The organism is Pseudomonas sp. NPDC087029 (assembly GCF_044745345.1).
In the GTDB taxonomy this organism is placed as follows: domain Bacteria; phylum Pseudomonadota; class Gammaproteobacteria; order Pseudomonadales; family Pseudomonadaceae; genus Aquipseudomonas; species Aquipseudomonas faucium.
Genome location: NZ_JBIVAB010000012.1, coordinates 118954 through 138852, shown reverse-complemented (window position 1 = coordinate 138852; position 19899 = coordinate 118954). Strand labels below are relative to the sequence as shown.

Here is a 19899-nt window from a genome sequence, read left to right as displayed (position 1 = left end):
TCAGCACAGCCTCCTATCATTTCTGCCAGTAGCAGCAACCTGATGCGGATGAATTAATGGGCTGACATTCCACGGATGACAAAGGAAATCCGTCATGAGACACCTGGCCCGCCCGATCGCCGCACTCTTGATTGCCTTTTCGACCCCACCACTGCTGGCCGCAGACGCAACACGCATGCTCAACGAGCGGGCGAAGGCAGCAGTGGATCAACTCAACACCTGGTACAACAGCACCACCGATGATTGCGGTGGCCCGGACAAACCTGGCTACTTGTGCAGCGGCATCGCGCTGCGCACAACCACCAGCAGTGTCGGCTTCCTGCCTTGGGAGCCCAGCGACAGCCAGATAGAAAAGGGCAGCGTGGCGTTTTCCTGGGCGCGTCGTGACAGCAACTTCGGCAAGCCTTTCGGCAACCAGAATGGGCTGCTGCTGTACCCACCTCAGTACGCCCCGCCCGGCAGCCTTGCCCACCTGAGTATGCTGTGCACCTTTCCCATCAATGCCAACACCAACCAACGCCCGACTTTGCAGGGCTGTGGCCCGATCAGAGGCTTCGAGGAAACCACCGACACCTGCCAGGCCCTGGCTGTGAACACGGCGCAGCAGTGGTTGGACAAGTATCCGCAGGCCAGCAACTACCGGGTGTGCGGGTGGGATCTGCGGCACACGCCAGCGGCGTCGGCCGCGGCGTTCAACACTGCACTCAAGGTCCGCCAGGGCCTGCCCGATGCGCATTGGTCGATCAACAACGAAGTGTTGCTGTCGGTGTGGGAAAAGGGCCAAGGGGGTGCACTGCCGGTGCATTCGTTCTTCTACGTGCAAGGCGAGCGCGAAGCGCTGGCCAAGGCCCAGTACGACCAGATTCGCTACCAGCAGCTCTACGAGCAATTGATCCCGGTGGTGAGCGTGCAGTTTCCGGCAGACAAGGCGGGCAGCATGGCCTTCAGCTATGCCGAACAGGACCAGGCCGTGGGCCGGCCGACGCCTACGCCGCACATTGATTTCGAAGACGTGGCGCCTGGGCACTACGCGCGTTTGGTCGCCCACGGCGTCGAGTTTCAGCTCGATCGGCAGACCCGAGGCGTCAGCGACAAACCGCACGAAGGCAGCAAGGGCCTGATCAAGGGGCATCACCTGGAAGCGGACTCCTCGATCAAGCTGGTGCTCGAAGGCCCCGGGCGTCGGCTGGTCACCTTCGCGTGGGGTTGCAACAGCTATTGCGCCGTTCAGACGACAATCGCAGGTGAGTACGAAGACTTGTCGGAAGAGGGGCCGGGGGCCATGCACTACGGCACCAAGGAGCTGATCATCGACGGGCCGGAGGTGTTGACGTTGACGGTGGACACCGAGGAGGACGATGCCTTGTTGGTGTTCGACAACCTCATCGTGCAGAAACTGCCTGAGAAGTGAGGGTGAAATTACCCCGCCTTGCGCAAGGTCAGGTTGATGCGTCGTTCGCCCATGCGCGGGTGGGTTCCTGGCTTGACCGGCAGCACGCCATGAAAACGCAGCCGATCTTCGCCGCCCCAGACCAGCACATCGCCATGGCTCAACGGTATGCGCTGGGTGCGGTCCGAGCGCTCGAGCCCACCGAACAGGAACACCGCCGGCAGGCCCAGTGATATAGACACGATCGGCTGGCCGAAATCCGCTTCGTCGCGGTCCTGGTGCAGGCTCAGGCGGGTGCCGGGCAGGTAGTGGTTGACCAGGCAGGCATCGGGTACGAAACCGTCGAAGCCGGCGGCTGCGGCTGCGCGGGCAGCCAGGTCGAGCAGTATCGGCGGCAGGGCGGGCCAGGGTTGGCCGCTGACGGGGTCGGTGGGGCTGTAGCGATAGCCCTTGGCATCACTGACCCAGCCCAGCGCGCCGCAGTTGGTCAGCGCCACGGCCATGTTCAGGCCGCCTGGGGTCTGCATGTGGCGCCAAGGCGCGGCGCGCAGGACCGGGCGCAGGGCATCGAGTATGGGCTCGATCTCGGCCAGGGCGAAACCGGGCAGCAGCACGGTGTGGCTGGCCAGGCGTTGCGGCTGGGGGCCGAACAGGTCGAGGTCGGACTGGATCATGGTGGCGGCGCTGGCGTTGGGTCGGGCCATTGTAGCGCTGTTGGCCTGGCTGGCCTATCGCCGGCAAGCCGGCGCCCACAGGTACTGCGCAGGTATCGAAGACCCAGGCATGAAAAAGGAACCGCGACGCCAGGGAGAGGCGGCGCCGCGGTCCAAGGGGGAGCGTTCAGCGCTGGGTGGCAGTGGCCATGTTGGCGTTGCCCATCTGGCTGATGGTGGCGCTCTGGTTGGCACCGGCCTGGTCGACGAAGGCCTGGTTGCCGGTGCCGCCCTGGGTCACGTAGGCGACGTTGGCGCTGTCGGCCTGCTTGATGGTCGCGCTGTTGCCACTGCCGTAGAGCTGGTTGGTGTAGCTCTGGTTGGCATAGCCGGACTGGTCCAGGGTGATGGTGTTGCTGCTGCCGTTGGAGGCACCGAAGGCGTAGTTGTCGGTGCCGCGCTGGTCGGCGACGAGGATGTTGTCACTGCCGTTCTGCTCGAAATACAGCTCGTTGTTGCTGTCGGCCTGCTTGGTCTGCATCGAGTTGTTGCTGCCTTTCTGGTTCAGCGTGGCCTGTTGGTAGGCGCCGTTCTGGGTCAGGTTGACGCCGTTGCCGGTGCCTTTCTGGTTGATCACGGCGCTCTGGTTGTTGCCGAACTGGCCCCCGAGCTTCTCACCCTTCCAGTTGCTGGCCATCACCTTGTTGCCGGTACCCTGGGTGGTTACGGTCAGGTGCTGGTTGTCGCCGGTCTGGTAGGTGAAGTGCAGGTTGCCGGTGCCGCTCTGGGAAATGCTGGTGGTGGCGTTGTTGGTCTCGAACTGGTCCGACCAGCTGGCGTTGGACTTGCCTTGCTGATACAGGCTGGCGGCGTTGCCCTGGCCGAAGCTCTGGTCGATGTAGGCTTCGTTGAGCTGGCCGGCCTGGCTGACGCTGGCGTGGCTGCCTTGTTGGTTGTCCTGCCAGACTTCTGCCGAATGGCCGGTGCCTTGCTGGTCGATGATGAGCATGCCCCCGGTGCCGTCGCGCTGGTCCCCATAGGCCCAGTTTTCCTTGCCCTGCTGGTAGATCTCGATGTGGCCGTCGTTATGGGTCATGTGCTCGGCGGCGGCGTAGTTGTCCTGGCCGCCCTGGGTGATCTGGCTCTGGTTGTTGCTGCCGCCGAACAGCTGCTCGACGAAGGCTTCGTTGCGCTGGCCGTTCTGCTGGGTGTTGGCCTGGCTGCCGAGCTGGCTGTCCTGCCACAGGGTCGAGCGGTTCTCGCCGCCTTGCTGGATCTGCAGCGCCTGGTTGTTCTCGCCCAGCGACTGGCTGCTGAAGGCATCGTTGTAGCTGCCTGCGGCCTGCTGGTTGATGTGGCTGGCGTTCTCGAACAGTTGCTCGGCGTAGCCTGCGTTGAAGGCGCCGGTGGCGCTCTGGTCGATGTAGCTGGTGCTGTTTTCCTGCACCGCCAGGTGGTTGTGGCCCTTGCCGGCCTGGTCCTGAGTGGCGGCAGCGAAAGGCGCGACCGTCTGCTTGACCTCGGCGATGTTCTGGTTGCCGCTTTGCGTCTGGTTCGAGGTGCTGTCGTCGGCCATCACCTGGCCGGCCACGGCCAGGACGATAGCGGCACTTAAGGGAGCGAGCTTGAACATGGTGGTGCCTCCAGGTCTATCGGTATTGGGTGATCTGAACATGCTGGCCATTGCCAGCCTGGGTCACGGAACTGCTCAGGCCCGAGCCGGCCTGCACGATGCTGGCGCTGTTGTCGTTGCCGACCTGCTCGATGCTGGCGCTGTTGCCGGTGCCGCTCTGGCGGATCGACGCGCTGTTGCCATAGCCCTGTTGGCTGATGCTGGCCATCAGGTCAGTGCCTTCTTGCAGGATGTACGCCTCCTGCGCGCCCCCGGCCTGGACGATGCGGCCCAGCAGGGCCTGGCCGTTCTGGTCGAGGGCGGCGCGGTTGCTTGCGCCTTGCTGCTCGATCAGCGCCGCCTGGCCGGCGCCGGCCGGCAGCAGGCGGATGATCAGTGGCTCGCCCAGGTCGCTGCCAGGTGCAAGGTCGGCGTTGTCCATCAGGTCGTCGGCCTGGGCCTGGCCGGCCAGGGCCAGGCACAGCAGCAATGGGTACAGGCGGTTCATGGCGTTCTGCCTCCTTACTGCACGGTCACATCGACGGTGCGGTTGGTGCCCTGGCTGGTGGTGATGGTCGCCCGTGGGTTGGCCGTCGGCACCAGCGTGGTGCTGTTGCTGAGCGTCAGGCGCCAGCGGCCGGTGACCGGCACCGTGGTGGTACCCAGCACCTGGTTGCCGGTGGTGGTGGTGACACGCACGGTGATGGTGTTGCCGGTGGTCACCGAGGAGGTGCCGCTGATGTCCCAGTTGTAGCGGTCATTCGAGCGGGCCAGCACGGTGGCGGCGGTCACCGTGAAGGTTTCGGCGGCTGGGCGCGGCTGCACGTTGACGGTGACCGTTGTGCTGGCGGACAGCGCCCCCAGCGAATCACGCGCGCGGTAGGTGAAGGTGGTGGTGAACGCCGTGGTGACGTTGTTCGGTGGCGTGTAGGTGATGAGGGTGCCGTTGCTGGCCACGGTGCCGCGGCCGGCAGGCGGTTGGGTGAAGTTGGCCACCGCCAGCGGCAGGTTGCCTTCCGGGTCGGTGTCGTTGGCCAGCACGTCGATGGGCAGGGCCACGCCCAGGGTGGTCACGCTTTCCGGGTTGGCGGTCGGCGCCTGGTTGGGCGCGACGTTGATGGTCACGTTGGCCGGTTCCGACTTGAGGCCCTTGGCGTCCATGGCGCGATAGCTGAAGCTGGCCACCAGCGGTTGCGTGGCACCGGCCGGTGGGGTGTAGGTCACCGCGGTGCTGCCATTGAGCACCACGCCACCGAGGCCCGTGCCTGGCTGGGTCAGGTCGGTGATGCTCAGCGGTACGTTGCCGTCCGGGTCGCTGTCGTTGCTCAGCAGGTTCAGGGTCAGCGGCACGCCGACACTGGTGCTGCCAACATCGGCCTGGGCCAGCGGCGGCTTGTTGGCGCCCTCCACGGGGGCCGTGCCGACCACCACCACCGGCTCCACATCGCTGCCGCCATGGGAGGACTTGACCGTGACGCTGGCCGGCGGCTGGTTGAGGTCATTGACCGTCAAGCTCTGCAGGTTGCCGGACTTGGACAGGCGGCCATAGCCCTGGGCGAGCAGGTCGGGTTGCACCACTTCGTCGCTGGAGCTCGCTTCGATGACCAGCCGTTTGTTGGCCCATTCGTAGCGCGCGGTGCTGACCTTGACCACGTCGGTCAACTTGCTCGATACCGCGGTGGGCTGGGTGGTGGTGCCGTTGCTGGCGGTGACTACCACCACCGCCGGCAACGGGTCGGTGCTCAGCCGCTGGTTGAAGAACAGCCCGCTGTTGTCGCTGCTCAGGTTGAACTCGCACGGTGCGGGCGGGGAGCCGACCAGTGCCAGCCCATTGCGCAGGCACAGGGTGGCGCTGTTCGGCGCCTTGGCGAAGACTTCCACCCGGGTGCCTTGGCCATTGCGCGAGTAGGTGGCCCGCTCCAGGGACACTGGGGTGGGGGTGCGCGCGTCGAGCACCTTGCCGGAGAGCGTGAACAGGTTGGTTCGGATGGTGCCCGCAGGGCCCTTGATTTCCACGAAGTTGGTGCCGAACGGGCTGCCAAGCACCGCCTCCGTGCGGTTCGGGTCGCCGATGAAGGTATCGACCACGCCGGTGTCCGGGTTGAGCTCGGTGTACAGGGGGCCGACACGGCGCAGGAACGGCCCGATCGCGCCGCTGAGTGACCCGCTGAAGTTGCCCGGGGCGCCGATGCCGACATCGCGGGTGATGTTGATCGCCCGCCGCCCAGGGCTGGTGACTTCGACCCGCTCGACCCCGTAAGGGTGAGTGATGGTGTAGGTGCCGGCGGTGGGCACCGACACGCGGATGCGGATGCGGGCGAAGCTCTGCTGGTCGCCGTTCACCGGGTTCTCGGCGGCGAAGGCCGCTTCCACGCCGGCCACGTAGGCGTCCAGCTCGTAGCCGCTGTTGCCCACTGCCGGGATGGTGGCCTCGGCCAAAAACCAGAACATCTCTGGCGGCCAGTTGTCGGGGAATACCAACGGCAGGGCGTCATCGTAGATGCCCGGTTCCGGCAGCAGGGTGCACATGTAGGACGGCGCCCCCGGTGCCCCCGCCACCCGCGAGCTGGTGGCACGTGAGCGGCACAGCTCCAGCGCCAGGCCAGAGGCGTCCATGTACCACATCGGGTAGCCGCCGGTGGCGAAGGTGTAGGGCCCCGGAGCGACCTGAGTCAGCGCGGCCCAAGCCGAGCTGGTGACGGTAAGGGTAAAACCGGCGGCGAACAGCGCACGGCGCGGCCAAGTGTTCATGCTGCCTCCTTGAAGGCTGAGCCTTTGTCTGTTCATGGCACCAGCACCACGTCTTCGCTGTCGCTGCCGCCGGCGGCGCTGGTGACCTGCACCTTGGCCGGGGGCAGCGGGGACAACTTGGCGATCAACGTTCTCACCGCGCCGTCACCCTCCAGGGGCCCGATCGCGGTGCCGTTGCCGGTGCTGGCGGTGAGGGCGGGGGGGGACGTTTCGTCACTGCTGCTGGCCACCAAGGTCAGCTCGCCTTTGCTCAGGCTGTATTCGGCGCGGCTGATGGTGACAAGGTCAGTCAGCGCCAGGCTTGCCGTGGTGACCGTGCTGGTTGGGATCGCCACGCTGTTGTCGGCGCTGATCAGCAGGTTGCTGCCGGGCGCCGGGTTGAGCGTTGACTGGGCGTACCAGGTGCCGGTGCCGTTGGCTTCGTTCAGGGCCAGGCTGGGCGTCTGGCTGGTGAGGGTGGCGCTGGCCGGTGGCGGCGGTGCCAGCACGAACATGTCCTGCTGGGCGCGCAGGTCGCCGTTCTCCGCGTGGCGCGAATAGGTGCTGCGCTGGGGGATCAACGGCGTTGGCCGGGCCACCGTGGAGAGCTTGCCGGAAATGGCGAACAGCTCGGTGCGCAGGTCGATGCCGTTGGGGCCCTCGATACGCACGTAGTTGGTGTTGAACGGGCTGCCGGTTGCACGCTCATCCAGGTTCGGGTCGCCGATGAAGCGCTCGCTGCCCTCGGTGTAGGGCCCGTTGACGCTGCGCAGGAACGGCCCGACATCACCCTTGAGGGCACCGCTGAAATCGCCGGCACCGGCGATGCCGATGTCGCGGGTCATGTTGATCGCCCGGCGCCCGGCGGCGGCCACCTCGAACACTTCCACGCCGTAGGGGTGGGTGATGACATAGGTGCCGGCGGTGGGTACGTCGACGCGGATGCGCACCCGGGCGAAGCTTTGCTGGTCGCCTTGCTTGGGCTCTTCGGCGGCGAACGCCGCCTCGATGGCGGTGCCGTAGCTCAGGTCGATGCCACGGGCGGCATCGACGATGGCGGCGTCGGCGGTGAACCAGAAGGCTTCATCCGGGAAGTTCTTGGGGAAGGCGATGGGCTTGGTGTCGTCGAACACCCCGGGGGTGGGCAGCAGGGTGCACATGTAGGACGGCGCGCCCGGCGCACCGGCTACCCGTGAGCTCACGGCCTTGCTCAGGCACAGGTCGAGGGTGCGACCGTGGCTGTCCTGGTACCAGGCGGGGAAGTTGCCGTTGGCGAGGTTGGGGGCGCCGCTGTCGACTGCGTACAGCGCAGCCTGAGCGGGGAGCTGGAGCAGGCTGGCGAGGATCGCCACAGCCAGCGGGGTGGGGAGCGGTCGGTGCATGAGTCGATTCCTCCTGCAAACGGGCCCATGGACTTGGGGCGTCTGGGAGGGGAGCGGCAACAGCCGTGCCAGGTTGTTGAAATGGGCCGGCGCGGGCTCTGGGGCGGGGGTCTTGCGTTCGTGGCCGGGCAGTCAGGGGGGGAGGGGCATGGGGGCAGTCACCCAGCATTGGGGGAGGTTGGTGGGATGGCAGCGCTGACCCTGCGCGAGCCGGTACAACAGAAGTGTTACTGCGCGCAGTCTCGGCTTGAAACCCTTCCCTGGCACCGGTAGTCTTTGCCCGCTGCTGTCAATCCAGCAGCCGGGTTTGGTAGCCCGCGATCAATCAAGGCGCACAAGCGCCCGCTCTGCGATACAGTTGGCGCTTTTTTGTGCCCGACTGTTTCGTTTTATGGCGGCTGTGCGTAGGGCGCCTCCGTGCGCGCCGGTTTCCTTGATTCCCGGTCTACCAACCTCCGTACAGCCGTCACCACTTCGTTTGGTAGCGATTTGTGGCGGCTCCAGTGAATCAAGGAGCAACACAATGACAAAAGGCTTACCGGATCCTCCTGCCCGCGCCGTTACGGCATCCTCCAGTTTCTCGACCTGCGAATGCAGCCACCCGCCGCTGTTTGCCGTGCGCCCGGGCGTGGACTATGAAGACGCGCTGGTGCACCTGTCGACACTGCTCAAGGGGGCTTTTGCGACCAATCTCAAGGCCCTGGAGCTGGCCACGGGCACTTGTCGCGATCTGCTGCTGAGCAATGACCATGGGCTGGACTCGGCCAAGGCCGTGGTGGAAGCGTTGCTCGATGGGGTGGAAATGCAGCAGCAGGCCGAACGGGAAAGTGCGCCGAAGATGCGAGGTGTTTGAGGGGCGTTAGTGGCACGCGTGATTTCGAGCACCGCAACGGCGCTCGAAATCTGCCCGAACTGCACTTCCAATCCGCAATCATTGGCCCTTTGCCAACCATCGCGTTCTCCCTTTACGTAAACGTAACCTTATGCCACCTTCTACCGCAGCCTGATGACGGTCAGGAATTTCTCCCGCACACTGCGGAAAATTCCCAAGCCCGTCCCCCGCCACCTTGCGGGGCACAGCCGGAGTAGAAAATGGCGCGACAACTCATAACAAACGCCCAAGACCCGCTGCACGAATCCCGCCAGGCCCGCCTGAAGCTGGCCAGTGAAGGCGAGCTGCCGCTGGGCATGCTGCGCGACGAAATCGACGCCTCCTGGCGCCGCAGCCTGGGCCATGGCCTGGACTGCCTGCAAGGCGAGCAGGTGGGCCTGGGCCTGGAGCAGGGGCATGACCTGCGCATGCTCCTGGAGCGCAACCGCCTGCTGGTCGACGCCGTTACCCCCGAGTTGGACTACCTGGTCGCACGCCAAGGCAAGGCGGGGATCATCATCCTTGGCGACGCCCAAGCCAACGTGCTGGCCATCGAAGGCCAGACCCACGTGCTCAGCCGCGAGGGCCTGCGCGACCTGCACCCGGGCAGCTGCTGGAGCGAGTCGCTGCGCGGCACCAATGCCATCGGCACGGCGGTGGTCGAAGGCCGGCCGACGCTGATCAACTGCGGCGAACACTACCTGGACCGCCTCAGCCCGTTCTCCTGCACCTCCGTGCCGCTGCGCGACCCGCACGGCGAGGTGATCGGTGTGCTCGACATCACCCGCGAAGGGGTGATGGCGCAACCGCAGGACAGCCTGACCACGCTGATGCTGGCAGCCGGCAACATCGAAAGCCGGCTGTTCGGCCTGTGCCACCCGGAGCATCTGGTGCTGGCCTTCCACAGCCGCACGCAGTACCTCAACAGTGCCTGGCAGGGGCTGCTGGCGCTGAGCCTGGACGGTGAAGTGCTGGCCGCCAACGACAACGCCTGCCAGCTGCTGCAGGTGCCACGCCATGAGCTGCTGGGCCGGCGCAGCAGCGACCTGCTGGGCGAGCGTTCGCCCGCCTTCATCGCGCGCCTGTGGCAGGGCGGGGTGAGCAGCGTGCAGACGGCCAAGGGCGAGTTCTACTTCCGCGCCTTGCAGCTACCGCGCCATGCGCGGGTCAATGGCAGCGCGCCCGCCAGCAAGCCGGCGCCGGGCAAGCCGTCGCCCGCGCTCGAAGCGCTGGCCGGTGGCGACCCGCGCCTGGCGCGCAACCTGCGCATGGCCCGCCAGGGGCTGGGCAATGGCCTGCCGGTGCTGCTGCTGGGCGAGACCGGTACCGGCAAGGAAGTGGTCGCCCGCGCCTTGCATCAGGCCAGCCCGCGTGCCGACAAGCCTTTTGTGGCCGTCAACTGCGCGGCCATCCCCGAAGGGCTGATCGAGTCCGAACTGTTCGGCTACCGCGAAGGTGCCTTCACCGGCTCGCGCCGCGGCGGCATGGTCGGGCGCCTGATGCAGGCCCACGGCGGCACGCTGTTCCTCGATGAAATCGGCGACATGCCGCTGGCCCTGCAGGCGCGCCTGCTGCGCGTGCTGCAGGAGCGGCGGGTGGCGCCCTTGGGCGCGGGCGACGAGCAGGACATCGACGTGGCGCTGATCTGCGCCACCCACCGCGACCTGAAGCGCCTGGTGCAGGACCAGCATTTTCGTGAAGACCTCTACTACCGGGTCAACGGCGTGTCGCTGCGCCTGCCGGCACTGCGTGAGCGCGACGACCTGGCAGCGATCATCGAAGGTCTGCTGGACAAGGCCGGGGCCAAGGGCGTGAGCCTCGACCCGGCGCTGGCCGGTTTGCTCGAAGGCTTCGACTGGCCGGGCAACATCCGCCAGCTGGAAATGGTGGTGCGCACGGCGCTGGCCATGCGCGAGGACGGCGAGCAGTTGCTGACCCTGGACCACCTCACCGATTGCCTGCTCGACGAACTGGCCAGCGGCGGTGCGCCCTCCGGCAGCTTGAAGGACAGCGAACTGGAGCTGATTCGCAACGCCCTGGCGCGCCATCAGGGCAATGTCTCGGCGGCCGCCGAGGCGCTGGGCATCAGCCGGGCGACCTTGTACCGCAAACTCAAACAGTTGCGGGGCTGACATGGGCGGCTTGTTCTCAAGGCTTATGGAGTCCAGCGACCCTGTGCTGATGCGCCAGGCCCTGGCCTGGCTGTATGGTTTCGTGCGCCCGCAGCGGCGTGCCATCGGCGTGTTGCTGGGCCTGTCGCTGGGCGCCTCGCTGCTGGCCCTGGCGCAACCCTGGCTGGTCAAGACGCTGATCGACGAAGGCCTGCTGGCCAAGGATTACCAGACCCTCTGGCACATGGCGGCGATCATGATCGGCGCCGGGCTGCTCGGCACCGTGCTGGCCGGGGTCAACCGCTACCTGCACACGCGGTTGTCCGGGCGCATTCTGTTCGCCCTGCGTGACGACCTGTACCGCCACCTGCAACGGCTGTCGCCGACCTTCTATGGGCGCCGGCGCACTGGCGACATCCTGTCGCGGCTCGATGGCGACGTTGCCGAGATCCAGCGGTTCGCCGTGGATTCGCTGTTTTCGGCGGTGTCGGCGGTGATCGGCCTGGTGGGCGCGGTGGCGCTGATGCTGATGCTGTCGTGGCAGCTGTCGCTGCTGCTGGCGCTGCTGATTCCCCTCGAGGTGCTGTGGCTGCGCTGGATGCGGCGCAAGGTCGAGCGCGAAGTGCGCAGCCTGCGTGAGCGTTCGGCGGATGTGTCCTCGTTCCTGGTCGAGACGCTGCCGGCGATGAAGTTCATCCAGGCCGCCGGCCAGCAAGGCCGGGAAGCCGGGCGCCTGGACCAGCTGGGCCAGGGCTACATGCGCCAGCTGCTCAAGGTGCAGGTCACCGAATTCTTCACCCAGGCGATCCCCGGCACGCTGACCTCGTGGTGCCGCGCCTGCGCGTTCCTGGTGGGCGGCTGGTGGGTGATTCAGGGTACCTGGCAGCTGGGCGCGCTGATTGCGTTCTCCACCTACATGGGTATGGCCGTGGGCCCGGTACAGAGCCTGTTGGGGCTGTATGTGGCGGTGCAGCGCATGGCGGTGAGCCTGGGCCGGGTGATGGAGCTGAAACAGGAAGCCGTGGCCGTGCACGAGGCGGCGGTGCCGCGGCCGATGCCGCAAGGGCCGGGCGAGCTGCGCCTGGAGGCGCTGCGCTTTGCCCATGACGGGCGCCAGGGTGCGGTGCTGGACAACGTCGACGCCTGCCTGCCCGGGGGCCTCAAGGTCGCCATCAGCGGCGCCTCGGGCGTTGGCAAGTCGACCCTGATCGACCTGCTGCAGCGCTTCTACGACCCCGATGACGGGCGCATCCTGCTCGACGGCGTGGACCTGCGCGAGCTCGACCTGGCCGCCGTGCGCCAGCGCATCGCGGTGGTCAGCCAGGACATCGTGCTGTTTCGCGGCACCCTGGCGCAGAACCTCGCCTACGGCGCGCCCCAGGCCAGCCGCGAAGCGCTGGAACAGGTGGTGCGCCTGGCGCACCTGGAAGGCCTGGTGGCCAGCCTGCCGCTGGGCCTCGATGGCCTGCTCGGCGAGCGCGGCCAGCAGCTTTCCGGTGGCCAGAAGCAACGCATCGCCATCGCCCGCGCAGTGCTCCAGGCGCCGTCGATCCTGGTGCTGGACGAAGCCACCTCGGCGGTGGACGAAGCCACCGAGCGCGAGGTGATCGCCGCCATCGACGAACTGTTCGCCGGGCGCACGCGCATCCTCATCAGCCACCGCGCTTCGACCTTGGCCGATGCCGACCTGCACCTGAATCTGCAGGGCGGGCAACTGCGGGTATTGCCCCAGGAGGCCCTCAAGCATGGCCACTGAAGTACGCCTGGGGGTGGTCGACAGCGGCTGCACGCCGGCCCAGGCCGAGCGCCTGGGCGCCGCACGCCGCTTCTGGCTGGAAGACGGCGTGCTGCGTGAAGGCGAACTGCAACCCGACCGCCTGGGCCATGGCAGCGCTGTGCTGGCGCGCCTGCAGGGGGAGGCGGGCAGGGTGCCGGTGCTGCTGGCCCAGGTGTTCGGCGAACAGGGCAGCACCAGTGCCTTGCAGGTAGCCGCTGGCATGCTGTGGCTGGCCGAGCAGGGGGCGACCTTGATCAACCTGAGCCTCGGGCTGCAGCAGGACCGCCCGGCGCTGCGCCAGGCCTGCGCCGAAGTGCAGGCCGCAGGCGTGCTGCTGTGCGCATCCAGCCCTGCCCAGGGCGCGGCGGTCTACCCGGCCAGCTACCCGGGGGTGATACGCATCACCGGTGACGCCCGCTGCGCGCCGGGCCAGTGGTCGTGGCTGGGCAGCGCCCAGGCCGATTTCGGCGGGCACGTCGGTGAACGGCGCATGGCCGGTGCCAGCCTGGGCTGCGCGGCGGTGGCGGGGCGAATGGCTGCCCTGCTGCAGCAACAGCCCGGGCTGGGCCGCCAGCAGCTGCTCGCCTGGCTGCAGGCCCACGCCAGTTTCACCGGCCCCGAGCGGCGCAGGGCAGGCGATGCCTGAGCCGCGCATTCTGGTGCTGGGCGCAGGCCCCGCGGGCGCCGCTACCGCGCTTGGCCTGCGCCGCCTGGGCTACCCGGTCACCGTGGTCAGCGACTGGCGGCGCTTCGCCGCGCTCGAAGGGGTTTCCCAGCGGGTGCTGGAGGGCCTGCGCAACGCTGGCCTTGGCGGCGCCCTGGCAGAGGCGGCGATGCCGGCAACCCGCGAGGTGCGCTGGAATGGCCAGCACCTGCAACAGAACCAGGAGTTTCTGCTCGACCGCCAATGCTTCGACCGAGCCCTGCGCCTGGACCTCGAGCGGGCAGGGGTGCAGGTGGTCGAAGGGCGCGTGCGCGAAGTCACGCACAAGGGCGTGCATTGCGTCGGCCTGGACGACGGGCAGGTGCTGCACGCTGAATTTCTGGTCGAAGCACGAGGCCGCCAGGCGCCGCTGGCGGCCGACCGTTTGCGCGGGCCGGAAACGGTCAGCCTGCTGAACCTCTGGCAGGGTGAACCCGGGGCGCCGGCGTCGGCGGTGCAGAGCCTGGACGAGGGCTGGGCGTGGATGGCCCGGCGCGCCGATGGCCGTTGCTACTGGCAGATCACCCTGGATGCCGGCGGCTTGCCGGGCAAGGCCGCATTGCCCGAGTACTGCGCCGAGCGCCGCCGGGGTTCGGCGCTGGTGGCCGAACTGTTCGGTGCGCAGGCCTTCGCGCCTGCCCAGGTGCATGCGCGCAGCAGCACGGCGATCCTTGCGGGTGACTGCGTGGGGGACGACTGGATCCGCGTGGGGGATGCCGCCATGGCGGTTGACCCCTTGTCGGGGAATGGGATTTTCCAGTCGCTGTCGTCGGCCTTGCAGGCGCCTGTGGTGGTCAACACCTTGTTGCGCAGGCCTGAGCGGGCGGCGTTGGCCAAGCGCTTTCACCAGCAGCGGGTGGAGCAGTTGTTTTTGCGCTTTGCTCGCATCGGGCGGAATTTTTATGGGCAGGAACAGGCGCGTGCTGGGCTTTTGTTCTGGGCCAGGCGCCAGGGCTGGCCGGATGCGCAGCCGCTGCACCTGGCGGCGGATTGGGCGGCGGTGCGGGTAGAGACGCGGCCTGTGTTGCGTGATGGGTTTGTGGATGAGGCCGAAGTGGTGGTGACGGCGGATCAGCCGTTGGGGATCTGGCATCTGCAGGGGGTGGAGCTGGCGCCGGTGGTGCGTGGGCTGCGGGGTGGGCTGGGGGTTGAGCACGTGCTCAAGGGCTTGGCCTTGGCGCAGCAGGGGATGGTGCGGCGGTGGCTGGTGGAGCAGGGGTGCAGTTGATGTTCTGTTGGCTGTTCTGGCCCTATCGCCGGCAAGCCGGCTCCCACAGGGATAGCGCAGGGCTCACTGTGGGAGCCGGCTTGCCGGCGATAGGGCCGCTACAGACCCGCGATCAAAGCTTGATCAACACCGACTTAAGCTCGGTGTAGTGCTCGATCGCCGCCGCGCCCATCTCACGCCCCACCCCAGACATCTTGTAGCCGCCAAACGGCAATGCCGGGTCCAGCGCGCTGTGGCAGTTGACCCACACCGACCCCGACTTGATCCGCGGAATCATCCGGTGCACCGCCGCCAGGTCGTTGGACCAGATGCTCGCCCCCAGCCCATAGGGGTTGTCGTTGGCCATGCCGATTACCTCGTCGAGGTCATCGAACGGCATCGCCACCAGCACCGGGCCGAAGATTTCTTCCTGCACCAGGCGGTGGCGCTGGTCGACGTCGACGATCACCGTCGGCTTGACGAAATAGCCTGGGCCGAAGCCTTCGCCACCACAGGCAATGGTCGCGCCCAGCTCGCGGCCCAGCTCGATATAGCCGGTGACTCGGTCCTGCTGCTTGGCCGAGATCAGCGGCCCCATCTGCACCGCCGGGTCCAGGCCGCTGCCCAGTTTCATGCCATTGGCGATGCCGGCGATGTCGGCCACCACGTTGTCGAAATGCTTGCGGTGCACATACAGCCGCGAGCCGGCGCAACACACCTGGCCCTGGTTGAAGAAGATCGCCGTGGCGGCGCCGGCGGCGGCCTGCTGCAGGTCGGCGTCGGGCATGACGATGGTCGGTGACTTGCCGCCCAGCTCGAGGGTGACGCGGGTCATGTTGTCCATGGCCGCCTTGCCGATCAGCTTGCCCACCTCGGTGGAGCCGGTGAAGGTCAGCTTGTCCACGCCGGGGTGGCGGCTCAGCGCTGCGCCGGCATTCAGGCCAGTGCCGGTGATCACGTTGAGCACCCCGGCCGGGTAGCCGGCTTCGTCCACCAGCTCGGCGAGCTTGAGTGCGGTCAGCGGGGTTTCGTCGGCCGGCTTGAGGACCATGGTGCAGCCGGTGGCCAGGGCCGGGCCGAGCTTCCAGCAGGCCAGCAGCAGCGGGAAGTTCCAGGCGACGATGGCGCCCACCACGCCCACCGCTTCGCGGCGCACGAAGCCATGGAACTGGTCGTTGGGCATCAACGGCATCGACGCCTCGACGGTGCTACCTTCGATCTTGGTGGCCCAACCGGCCATGTAGCGCAAGAAATCGATCGCCAGCTGCACGTCCATGACCTTGGCCACGGCAGCGCTCTTGCCGTTGTTCAGGCATTCCAGCTCCGCCAGCTGCTGCGCGTCGCGCTCCATCAAGTCGGCCAGGCGCCACAGCAGGTTCTGCCGCTCGCGCGGGCGCATGCGGCTCCACGGCGAGTCGTCGAAGGCCTGGCGCGCGGCGCGCACGGCGCGGTCGACATCCTCGGCCTCGGCAGCCGGCACTTCGCCGAGGATGTCGCCGGTGGCCGGGTTGCGGAACGACAGGGTGCGGCCGCGGGTGGCGTCCTGCCACTCGGCGCCGATGCGCATCTTCAGCTTGCGATCGAGGAAGGCGCGGGTGGCGGGCAGGATGGGCAGTTCGGAAAGCATGGGGCGGTGCCTCTTGTCATTGGATGTGCCCGGGGCTGGCGCAATGGCCGTGCCAAGATCGTGCATCGGGCGCAAAGGCCTGTGCTGCCTTGGCTTTGCTCGTGTGCAAGGGCGCGATTGCGTGGTTGCGCTGTTGCACTTTGAGACGGTGTGAGACGGTGGATGAAACAGTGCCTGTGAGGCCCTATCGCCGGCAAGCCGGCTCCCACAGGTAGGTAGGAGCCGGCTTGCCGGCGATGGCCTGCGCAGCAGGCCCTGTCTCAACCTGATACACCCTGTCGCGAATTGGCACGGTCCTACTCGCCCATGGCGGCCACCCGGTAACCCCCAAAACCCCTCAAGAGCCTGAAATACAACGACTTCCCAGCATCTGGCACAGTTTCTGTATCACAACTGTCACATGCACACCTGCTGTACCCAAGCGTGCGAAAACCATAAGAACAACAACCGTGGAGGTCTGACCTTGAAGACGACTCGACTCCGGCGGCATGCGGGCAAACTGGCGCTTGTCGCCGCCGCACTGCTGGGCACCCAGGCCATGGCGGCCGAACAGGGCCCGAGCCTGTTGCAGAACAAGTGCATGGGGTGCCACATCCCCGAAGGCAACGACACCTACAGCCGCATCAGCCACCAGCGCAAGACACCCGAAGGCTGGCTGATGAGCATCGCCCGCATGCAGGTCATGCACGGCCTGCAGATCAGCGACGACGACCGCCGCACCCTGGTCAAGTACCTGGCCGACAAGCAGGGCCTGGCGCCGAGCGAAACCGATGGCGTGCGCTACGCCATGGAGCGCCGCCTCAACACCGTCGAGCATTTCGACAGCATGCTCAGCGAAACCTGCGGGCGTTGCCACTCCGGTGCCCGCGTTGCCCTGCAGCGCCGCCCGGCGCAGGAATGGGAGCACCTGGTCAACTTCCACCTCGGCCAGTGGCCGTCGCTGGAGTACCAGGCCCAGGCGCGCGATCGCGATTGGCTGGAAATTGCCCTGAAACAGGTGGTGCCGGAACTGGCCAAGCGCTTCCCGCTGCAAAGCCCGGCCTGGGAGCAATGGCAGCAAGCCAAGCCCAAGGCCGATAGCCTGCCGGGCCAGTGGGCCTTCAGCGGCCACATGCTGGCCAAGGGCGACGTGCGCGGCGTGATGACCGTCAGCCCCGACCAGGGCGATACCTTCAAGGTCGAGGTCAAGGGCAGCTACGCCGACGGCACGCCGTTCAACGGCAGCGGCTCGGCGATCCTCTACAACGGCTACGAGTGGCGCGGCAACGTCAAGGTCGGCGAGGCCAACCTGCGCCAGGTGTTCGCAGCGCTCGATGGCGAGATGAAAGGCCGCATGTTCGAGGCCGACCACGATGAGCGCGGCCTGGACTTCACCGCTGTGAAGGAAGGCAAGGCGCGCCTGCTGGCGGTGCAACCGGCGTTCATCAAGGCCGGTGGCGAAAGCGAAATCAGCCTGGTCGGCACCGGCCTTGACGGCAAGCCGGACCTGGGCGCGGGCGTGGAAGTGACCGAAGTGCTGGAGCAGACCCCGACCCTGGTGCGGGTCAAGGCGCGCGCCGCGGCCGATGCCAAGCCGGGCCAGCGTGAAATCGCCGTGGGCGCGCTCAAGGGCGTCAACCTGGCGGTGTACGACAAGGTCGAGGAAGTGAAGGTGGTGCCGGCGTTCTCCATCGCCCGCATCGGCGAAAACGGCGCTTCGGTGCCCAAGGTGCAGGGCCGCTTCGAGGCCGAGGCCTGGGGCAAGGATGCCAGCGGCCAGCCGCTGCGCATCGGCTACCTGCCGGCCACCTGGAAGGTCGAGCCGTTCAACGAGCGTGCGGCCGAGGACGAAGACGTCAAGTTCGCAGGCCAAATGCAGGCCGACGGCGTGTTCGTGCCAGGCGGCGCCGGCCCGAACCCGGCGCGCAAGATGATGACCAACAACGCCGGCAACCTGAAGGTGGTCGCGACCTTGGCTGACGGCGGCCAGACGGGCGAGGGGCACTTGATCGTCACCGTTCAGCGCTGGAACAGCCCGCCCTTGCCATAAGGGCTGGTTGCCAAGCTTGTTCAACGGATCGATTACGCGGAGGTCGCCATGGGCGCACTACTGAACCTGGTCGAGCGCAACCTGCACGAAGTGCAGGTCGACGCCGACCGCATGCTGTTCCATATCCCCAGCAGCTCGCTGTTCGCCACTGACGCGGTGACCGGCAGCATCATCGACACCCTGCGCCAGCAAGGCTGCAGCGCCGAGGAGCTGACCCAGCGCCTCGGCCAGCAGTTCGCCGGCCAGGACATCCAGGAAACCCTGCGTGAGCTGATCGCCCTGGAGCTGGTCAGCGACGGCTCGCCACTGACGCCGGAAATTGCCCTCAGGCAAGTCGAGCGCACCGCGCTCAACACCGTGGTGCTCAACGTCAACACCGGCTGCAACCTGAGCTGCACCTACTGCTACAAGGAAGACCTGGACAAACCCTCGGCCGGCAAGAAAATGAGCACCGCCACCGCCGAAGCCTCGGTGGAGATGCTGCTCAAGGAATCGCCCGACGAGCAGCGCTACAGCGTGGTGTTCTTCGGCGGCGAGCCGCTGTCCAACCGGCCGCTGATCGAGCACATGGTGGCCTACTGCGAGCGGCGTTTCGCCGAGGCGGGCAAGCAGGTGGAATTCATCATGACCACCAATGCCACGCTGCTCAGCGAAGAGATCGTCGACTGGCTCAACGCCCACCGCTTCGGCCTGTCGGTGAGCATCGACGGGCCCAAGACCGTGCACGATCGCAACCGCATCACCGTGGGCGGGCAGGGCACCTATGACGTGGTGCGGCGCAAGGCCGACATGCTGCTGTCGCGCTACACCAGCCGCCCGGTGGGCGCGCGGGTGACCCTGACCCGCGGCATCACCGATGTCGAGACCATCTGGAACCACCTGTTCAACGAGATGGGCTTTGCCGAAGTCGGCTTTGCCCCGGTGACGTCTGGCGATATGTCCGACTTCAACCTCAGCGGCGACGAGCTCATCGAGGTGTTCGCCAACATGAAGGCCCTGGGCCGGCGTTACCTGGAAGCGGCACTGGAGCACCGCAACATCGGGTTTTCCAACCTGCACCAGCTGATCACCGACATCCACGAGGGCCACAAGAAGGCCCTGCCGTGCGGCGCCGGGCTGAAGATGCTGGCGGTGGACCATGAAGGCGAGCTGAACCTGTGCCACCGCTTCACCGGCTCCAGCCTGCCGACCTTTGGCAACGTGCACCAGGGCGTCAAGCAGGCGCAGCTCAACGATTTTCTGTCCCAGCGCCTGGACCGCAGCAACACCGGCTGCGACAGCTGCCGCATCCGCAACCTGTGCTCCGGTGGCTGCTACCACGAGAGCTACGCGCGCTACGGCGACCCACAGCACCCGACCTACCACTATTGCGAGCTGATGCGCGACTGGGTCGACTTCGGCATCGAGGTCTACAGCCGCATCATGGCCGCCAACCCGGCCTTCATCGATCGCTACATCACCCCGCGAAAGGCCCACTGACATGAAGCACTTGAAGCCCCTGAACAACAAGGCGCGCATCCTGGAGCAGGCCGCCGCCGAAGACCGCGTCGAAGAAGTCATGGCCATGAGCGCCGTGGCCGGCTGCACCGCCACCACCGACCCGGGTTGGGAAGTGGACGCCTTTGGCGGCGTCAGCTCGCTGTGCCAGCCGATGGAAGCCGACCTGTACGGCTGCTCCGACCCTTGCTGGTGGCCGGCCCAGGTGCCGGACATGATGAGCACCTACCAGGACTGGAACGCCCAGGCCACCAACTCCCAGGAAGACTGGCGCAACCTCGGCACCGTGTTCCCGAAAGACAAGTGACCG

Annotated in this window: 15 protein-coding genes; 9 read left to right on the top strand and 6 right to left on the bottom strand. The window is 67.0% G+C overall.

Annotated features, from left to right (window positions below; translation table 11 throughout):
- Positions 1-94 precede the first annotated feature (94 nt).
- On the top strand, positions 95-1411 hold the full coding sequence (locus ACIPG5_RS18990) for a hypothetical protein (RefSeq protein ID WP_176518175.1): 1317 nt from the start codon (positions 95-97) through the stop codon (positions 1409-1411).
- 8 nt (positions 1412-1419) lie between these two features.
- Here ACIPG5_RS18990 and alkB read toward each other — a convergent pair whose 3' ends face one another.
- The 5 genes from alkB to ACIPG5_RS18965 all read right to left on the bottom strand — a co-directional run bounded on the left by alkB (position 1420) and on the right by ACIPG5_RS18965 (position 7767).
- Positions 1420-2064 carry a DNA oxidative demethylase AlkB gene (alkB, locus tag ACIPG5_RS18985; protein ID WP_176518177.1) on the bottom strand — a complete coding sequence of 215 codons (645 nt, stop codon included), beginning with the start codon at positions 2062-2064 and terminating at the stop codon, positions 1420-1422.
- Between the two features lie 166 nt (positions 2065-2230).
- Complete coding sequence (locus ACIPG5_RS18980) at positions 2231-3676, bottom strand: curlin (RefSeq protein WP_401377097.1); 1446 nt, start codon at positions 3674-3676, stop codon at positions 2231-2233.
- Between the two features lie 16 nt (positions 3677-3692).
- Entirely contained in the window at positions 3693-4163 is a 471-nt protein-coding gene (locus ACIPG5_RS18975; RefSeq protein ID WP_176518173.1) for a curlin, read from the bottom strand.
- A gap of 14 nt (positions 4164-4177) precedes the next feature.
- Positions 4178-6406 carry an Ig-like domain-containing protein gene (locus ACIPG5_RS18970; protein WP_401377094.1) on the bottom strand — a complete coding sequence of 743 codons (2229 nt, stop codon included), beginning with the start codon at positions 6404-6406 and terminating at the stop codon, positions 4178-4180.
- 32 nt (positions 6407-6438) lie between these two features.
- Positions 6439-7767: a hypothetical protein gene (locus ACIPG5_RS18965; RefSeq protein WP_236193951.1), complete on the bottom strand. Its 1329-nt coding sequence runs from the start codon at positions 7765-7767 to the stop codon at positions 6439-6441.
- A gap of 607 nt (positions 7768-8374) precedes the next feature.
- Between ACIPG5_RS18965 and ACIPG5_RS18960 the strand changes: the two genes are divergently transcribed.
- The 5 genes from ACIPG5_RS18960 (at position 8375) to ACIPG5_RS18940 (ending at position 14457) form a co-directional block, all read left to right on the top strand.
- Positions 8375-8620, top strand: a complete 246-nt coding sequence (locus tag ACIPG5_RS18960; RefSeq protein WP_401377169.1) for a hypothetical protein — start codon at positions 8375-8377, stop codon at positions 8618-8620.
- A gap of 239 nt (positions 8621-8859) precedes the next feature.
- Complete coding sequence (locus ACIPG5_RS18955) at positions 8860-10770, top strand: sigma-54-dependent Fis family transcriptional regulator (RefSeq protein ID WP_176511817.1); 1911 nt, start codon at positions 8860-8862, stop codon at positions 10768-10770.
- 1 nt (position 10771) lies between these two features.
- Complete coding sequence (locus ACIPG5_RS18950) at positions 10772-12505, top strand: ABC transporter ATP-binding protein (RefSeq protein WP_401377090.1); 1734 nt, start codon at positions 10772-10774, stop codon at positions 12503-12505.
- Positions 12495-13172 carry a S8/S53 family peptidase gene (locus ACIPG5_RS18945; protein WP_401377088.1) on the top strand — a complete coding sequence of 226 codons (678 nt, stop codon included), beginning with the start codon at positions 12495-12497 and terminating at the stop codon, positions 13170-13172. Before ACIPG5_RS18950 ends, ACIPG5_RS18945 begins: the two co-directional genes overlap by 11 nt.
- Positions 13165-14457 (top strand): NAD(P)/FAD-dependent oxidoreductase, encoded by a 1293-nt coding sequence (locus tag ACIPG5_RS18940; RefSeq protein ID WP_401377085.1) that lies wholly within the window; start codon positions 13165-13167, stop codon positions 14455-14457. The genes ACIPG5_RS18945 and ACIPG5_RS18940 overlap by 8 nt, the downstream gene beginning before the upstream one ends.
- 112 nt (positions 14458-14569) lie before the next feature.
- On the opposite strand, the gene ACIPG5_RS18935 is transcribed toward ACIPG5_RS18940, so the two are convergent.
- On the bottom strand, positions 14570-16063 hold the full coding sequence (locus tag ACIPG5_RS18935; protein WP_401377083.1) for an aldehyde dehydrogenase family protein: 1494 nt from the start codon (positions 16061-16063) through the stop codon (positions 14570-14572).
- A 463-nt stretch (positions 16064-16526) separates the two neighbouring features.
- Here ACIPG5_RS18935 and peaA point away from each other — a divergent pair, with 463 nt between their 5' ends.
- From peaA to qhpC, 3 genes are read left to right on the top strand one after another with little or no spacing between them, the layout of a single operon-like run.
- Positions 16527-18092, top strand: a complete 1566-nt coding sequence (gene peaA / locus ACIPG5_RS18930) for a quinohemoprotein amine dehydrogenase subunit alpha (RefSeq protein ID WP_401377080.1) — start codon at positions 16527-16529, stop codon at positions 18090-18092.
- A 48-nt stretch (positions 18093-18140) separates the two neighbouring features.
- A complete protein-coding gene (gene peaB / locus ACIPG5_RS18925) occupies positions 18141-19571 on the top strand; it encodes a quinohemoprotein amine dehydrogenase maturation protein (protein WP_401377077.1) in 1431 nt (476 codons plus the stop codon).
- A 1-nt stretch (position 19572) separates the two neighbouring features.
- Positions 19573-19896 carry a quinohemoprotein amine dehydrogenase subunit gamma gene (qhpC, locus tag ACIPG5_RS18920; RefSeq protein ID WP_176517541.1) on the top strand — a complete coding sequence of 108 codons (324 nt, stop codon included), beginning with the start codon at positions 19573-19575 and terminating at the stop codon, positions 19894-19896.
- Positions 19897-19899 lie beyond the last annotated feature (3 nt).

Coding starts and splice junctions, on each gene's coding strand:
- ACIPG5_RS18990 (WP_176518175.1), top strand. CDS start 95: ATGAGACACCTGGCCCGCCCGATCGCCGCACTCTTGATTGCCTTTTCG.
- alkB (WP_176518177.1), bottom strand. CDS start 2,064: ATGATCCAGTCCGACCTCGACCTGTTCGGCCCCCAGCCGCAACGCCTG.
- ACIPG5_RS18980 (WP_401377097.1), bottom strand. CDS start 3,676: ATGTTCAAGCTCGCTCCCTTAAGTGCCGCTATCGTCCTGGCCGTGGCC.
- ACIPG5_RS18975 (WP_176518173.1), bottom strand. CDS start 4,163: ATGAACCGCCTGTACCCATTGCTGCTGTGCCTGGCCCTGGCCGGCCAG.
- ACIPG5_RS18970 (WP_401377094.1), bottom strand. CDS start 6,406: ATGAACACTTGGCCGCGCCGTGCGCTGTTCGCCGCCGGTTTTACCCTT.
- ACIPG5_RS18965 (WP_236193951.1), bottom strand. CDS start 7,767: ATGCACCGACCGCTCCCCACCCCGCTGGCTGTGGCGATCCTCGCCAGC.
- ACIPG5_RS18955 (WP_176511817.1), top strand. CDS start 8,860: ATGGCGCGACAACTCATAACAAACGCCCAAGACCCGCTGCACGAATCC.
- ACIPG5_RS18950 (WP_401377090.1), top strand. CDS start 10,772: ATGGGCGGCTTGTTCTCAAGGCTTATGGAGTCCAGCGACCCTGTGCTG.
- ACIPG5_RS18945 (WP_401377088.1), top strand. CDS start 12,495: ATGGCCACTGAAGTACGCCTGGGGGTGGTCGACAGCGGCTGCACGCCG.
- ACIPG5_RS18940 (WP_401377085.1), top strand. CDS start 13,165: ATGCCTGAGCCGCGCATTCTGGTGCTGGGCGCAGGCCCCGCGGGCGCC.
- ACIPG5_RS18935 (WP_401377083.1), bottom strand. CDS start 16,063: ATGCTTTCCGAACTGCCCATCCTGCCCGCCACCCGCGCCTTCCTCGAT.
- peaB (WP_401377077.1), top strand. CDS start 18,141: ATGGGCGCACTACTGAACCTGGTCGAGCGCAACCTGCACGAAGTGCAG.
- qhpC (WP_176517541.1), top strand. CDS start 19,573: ATGAAGCACTTGAAGCCCCTGAACAACAAGGCGCGCATCCTGGAGCAG.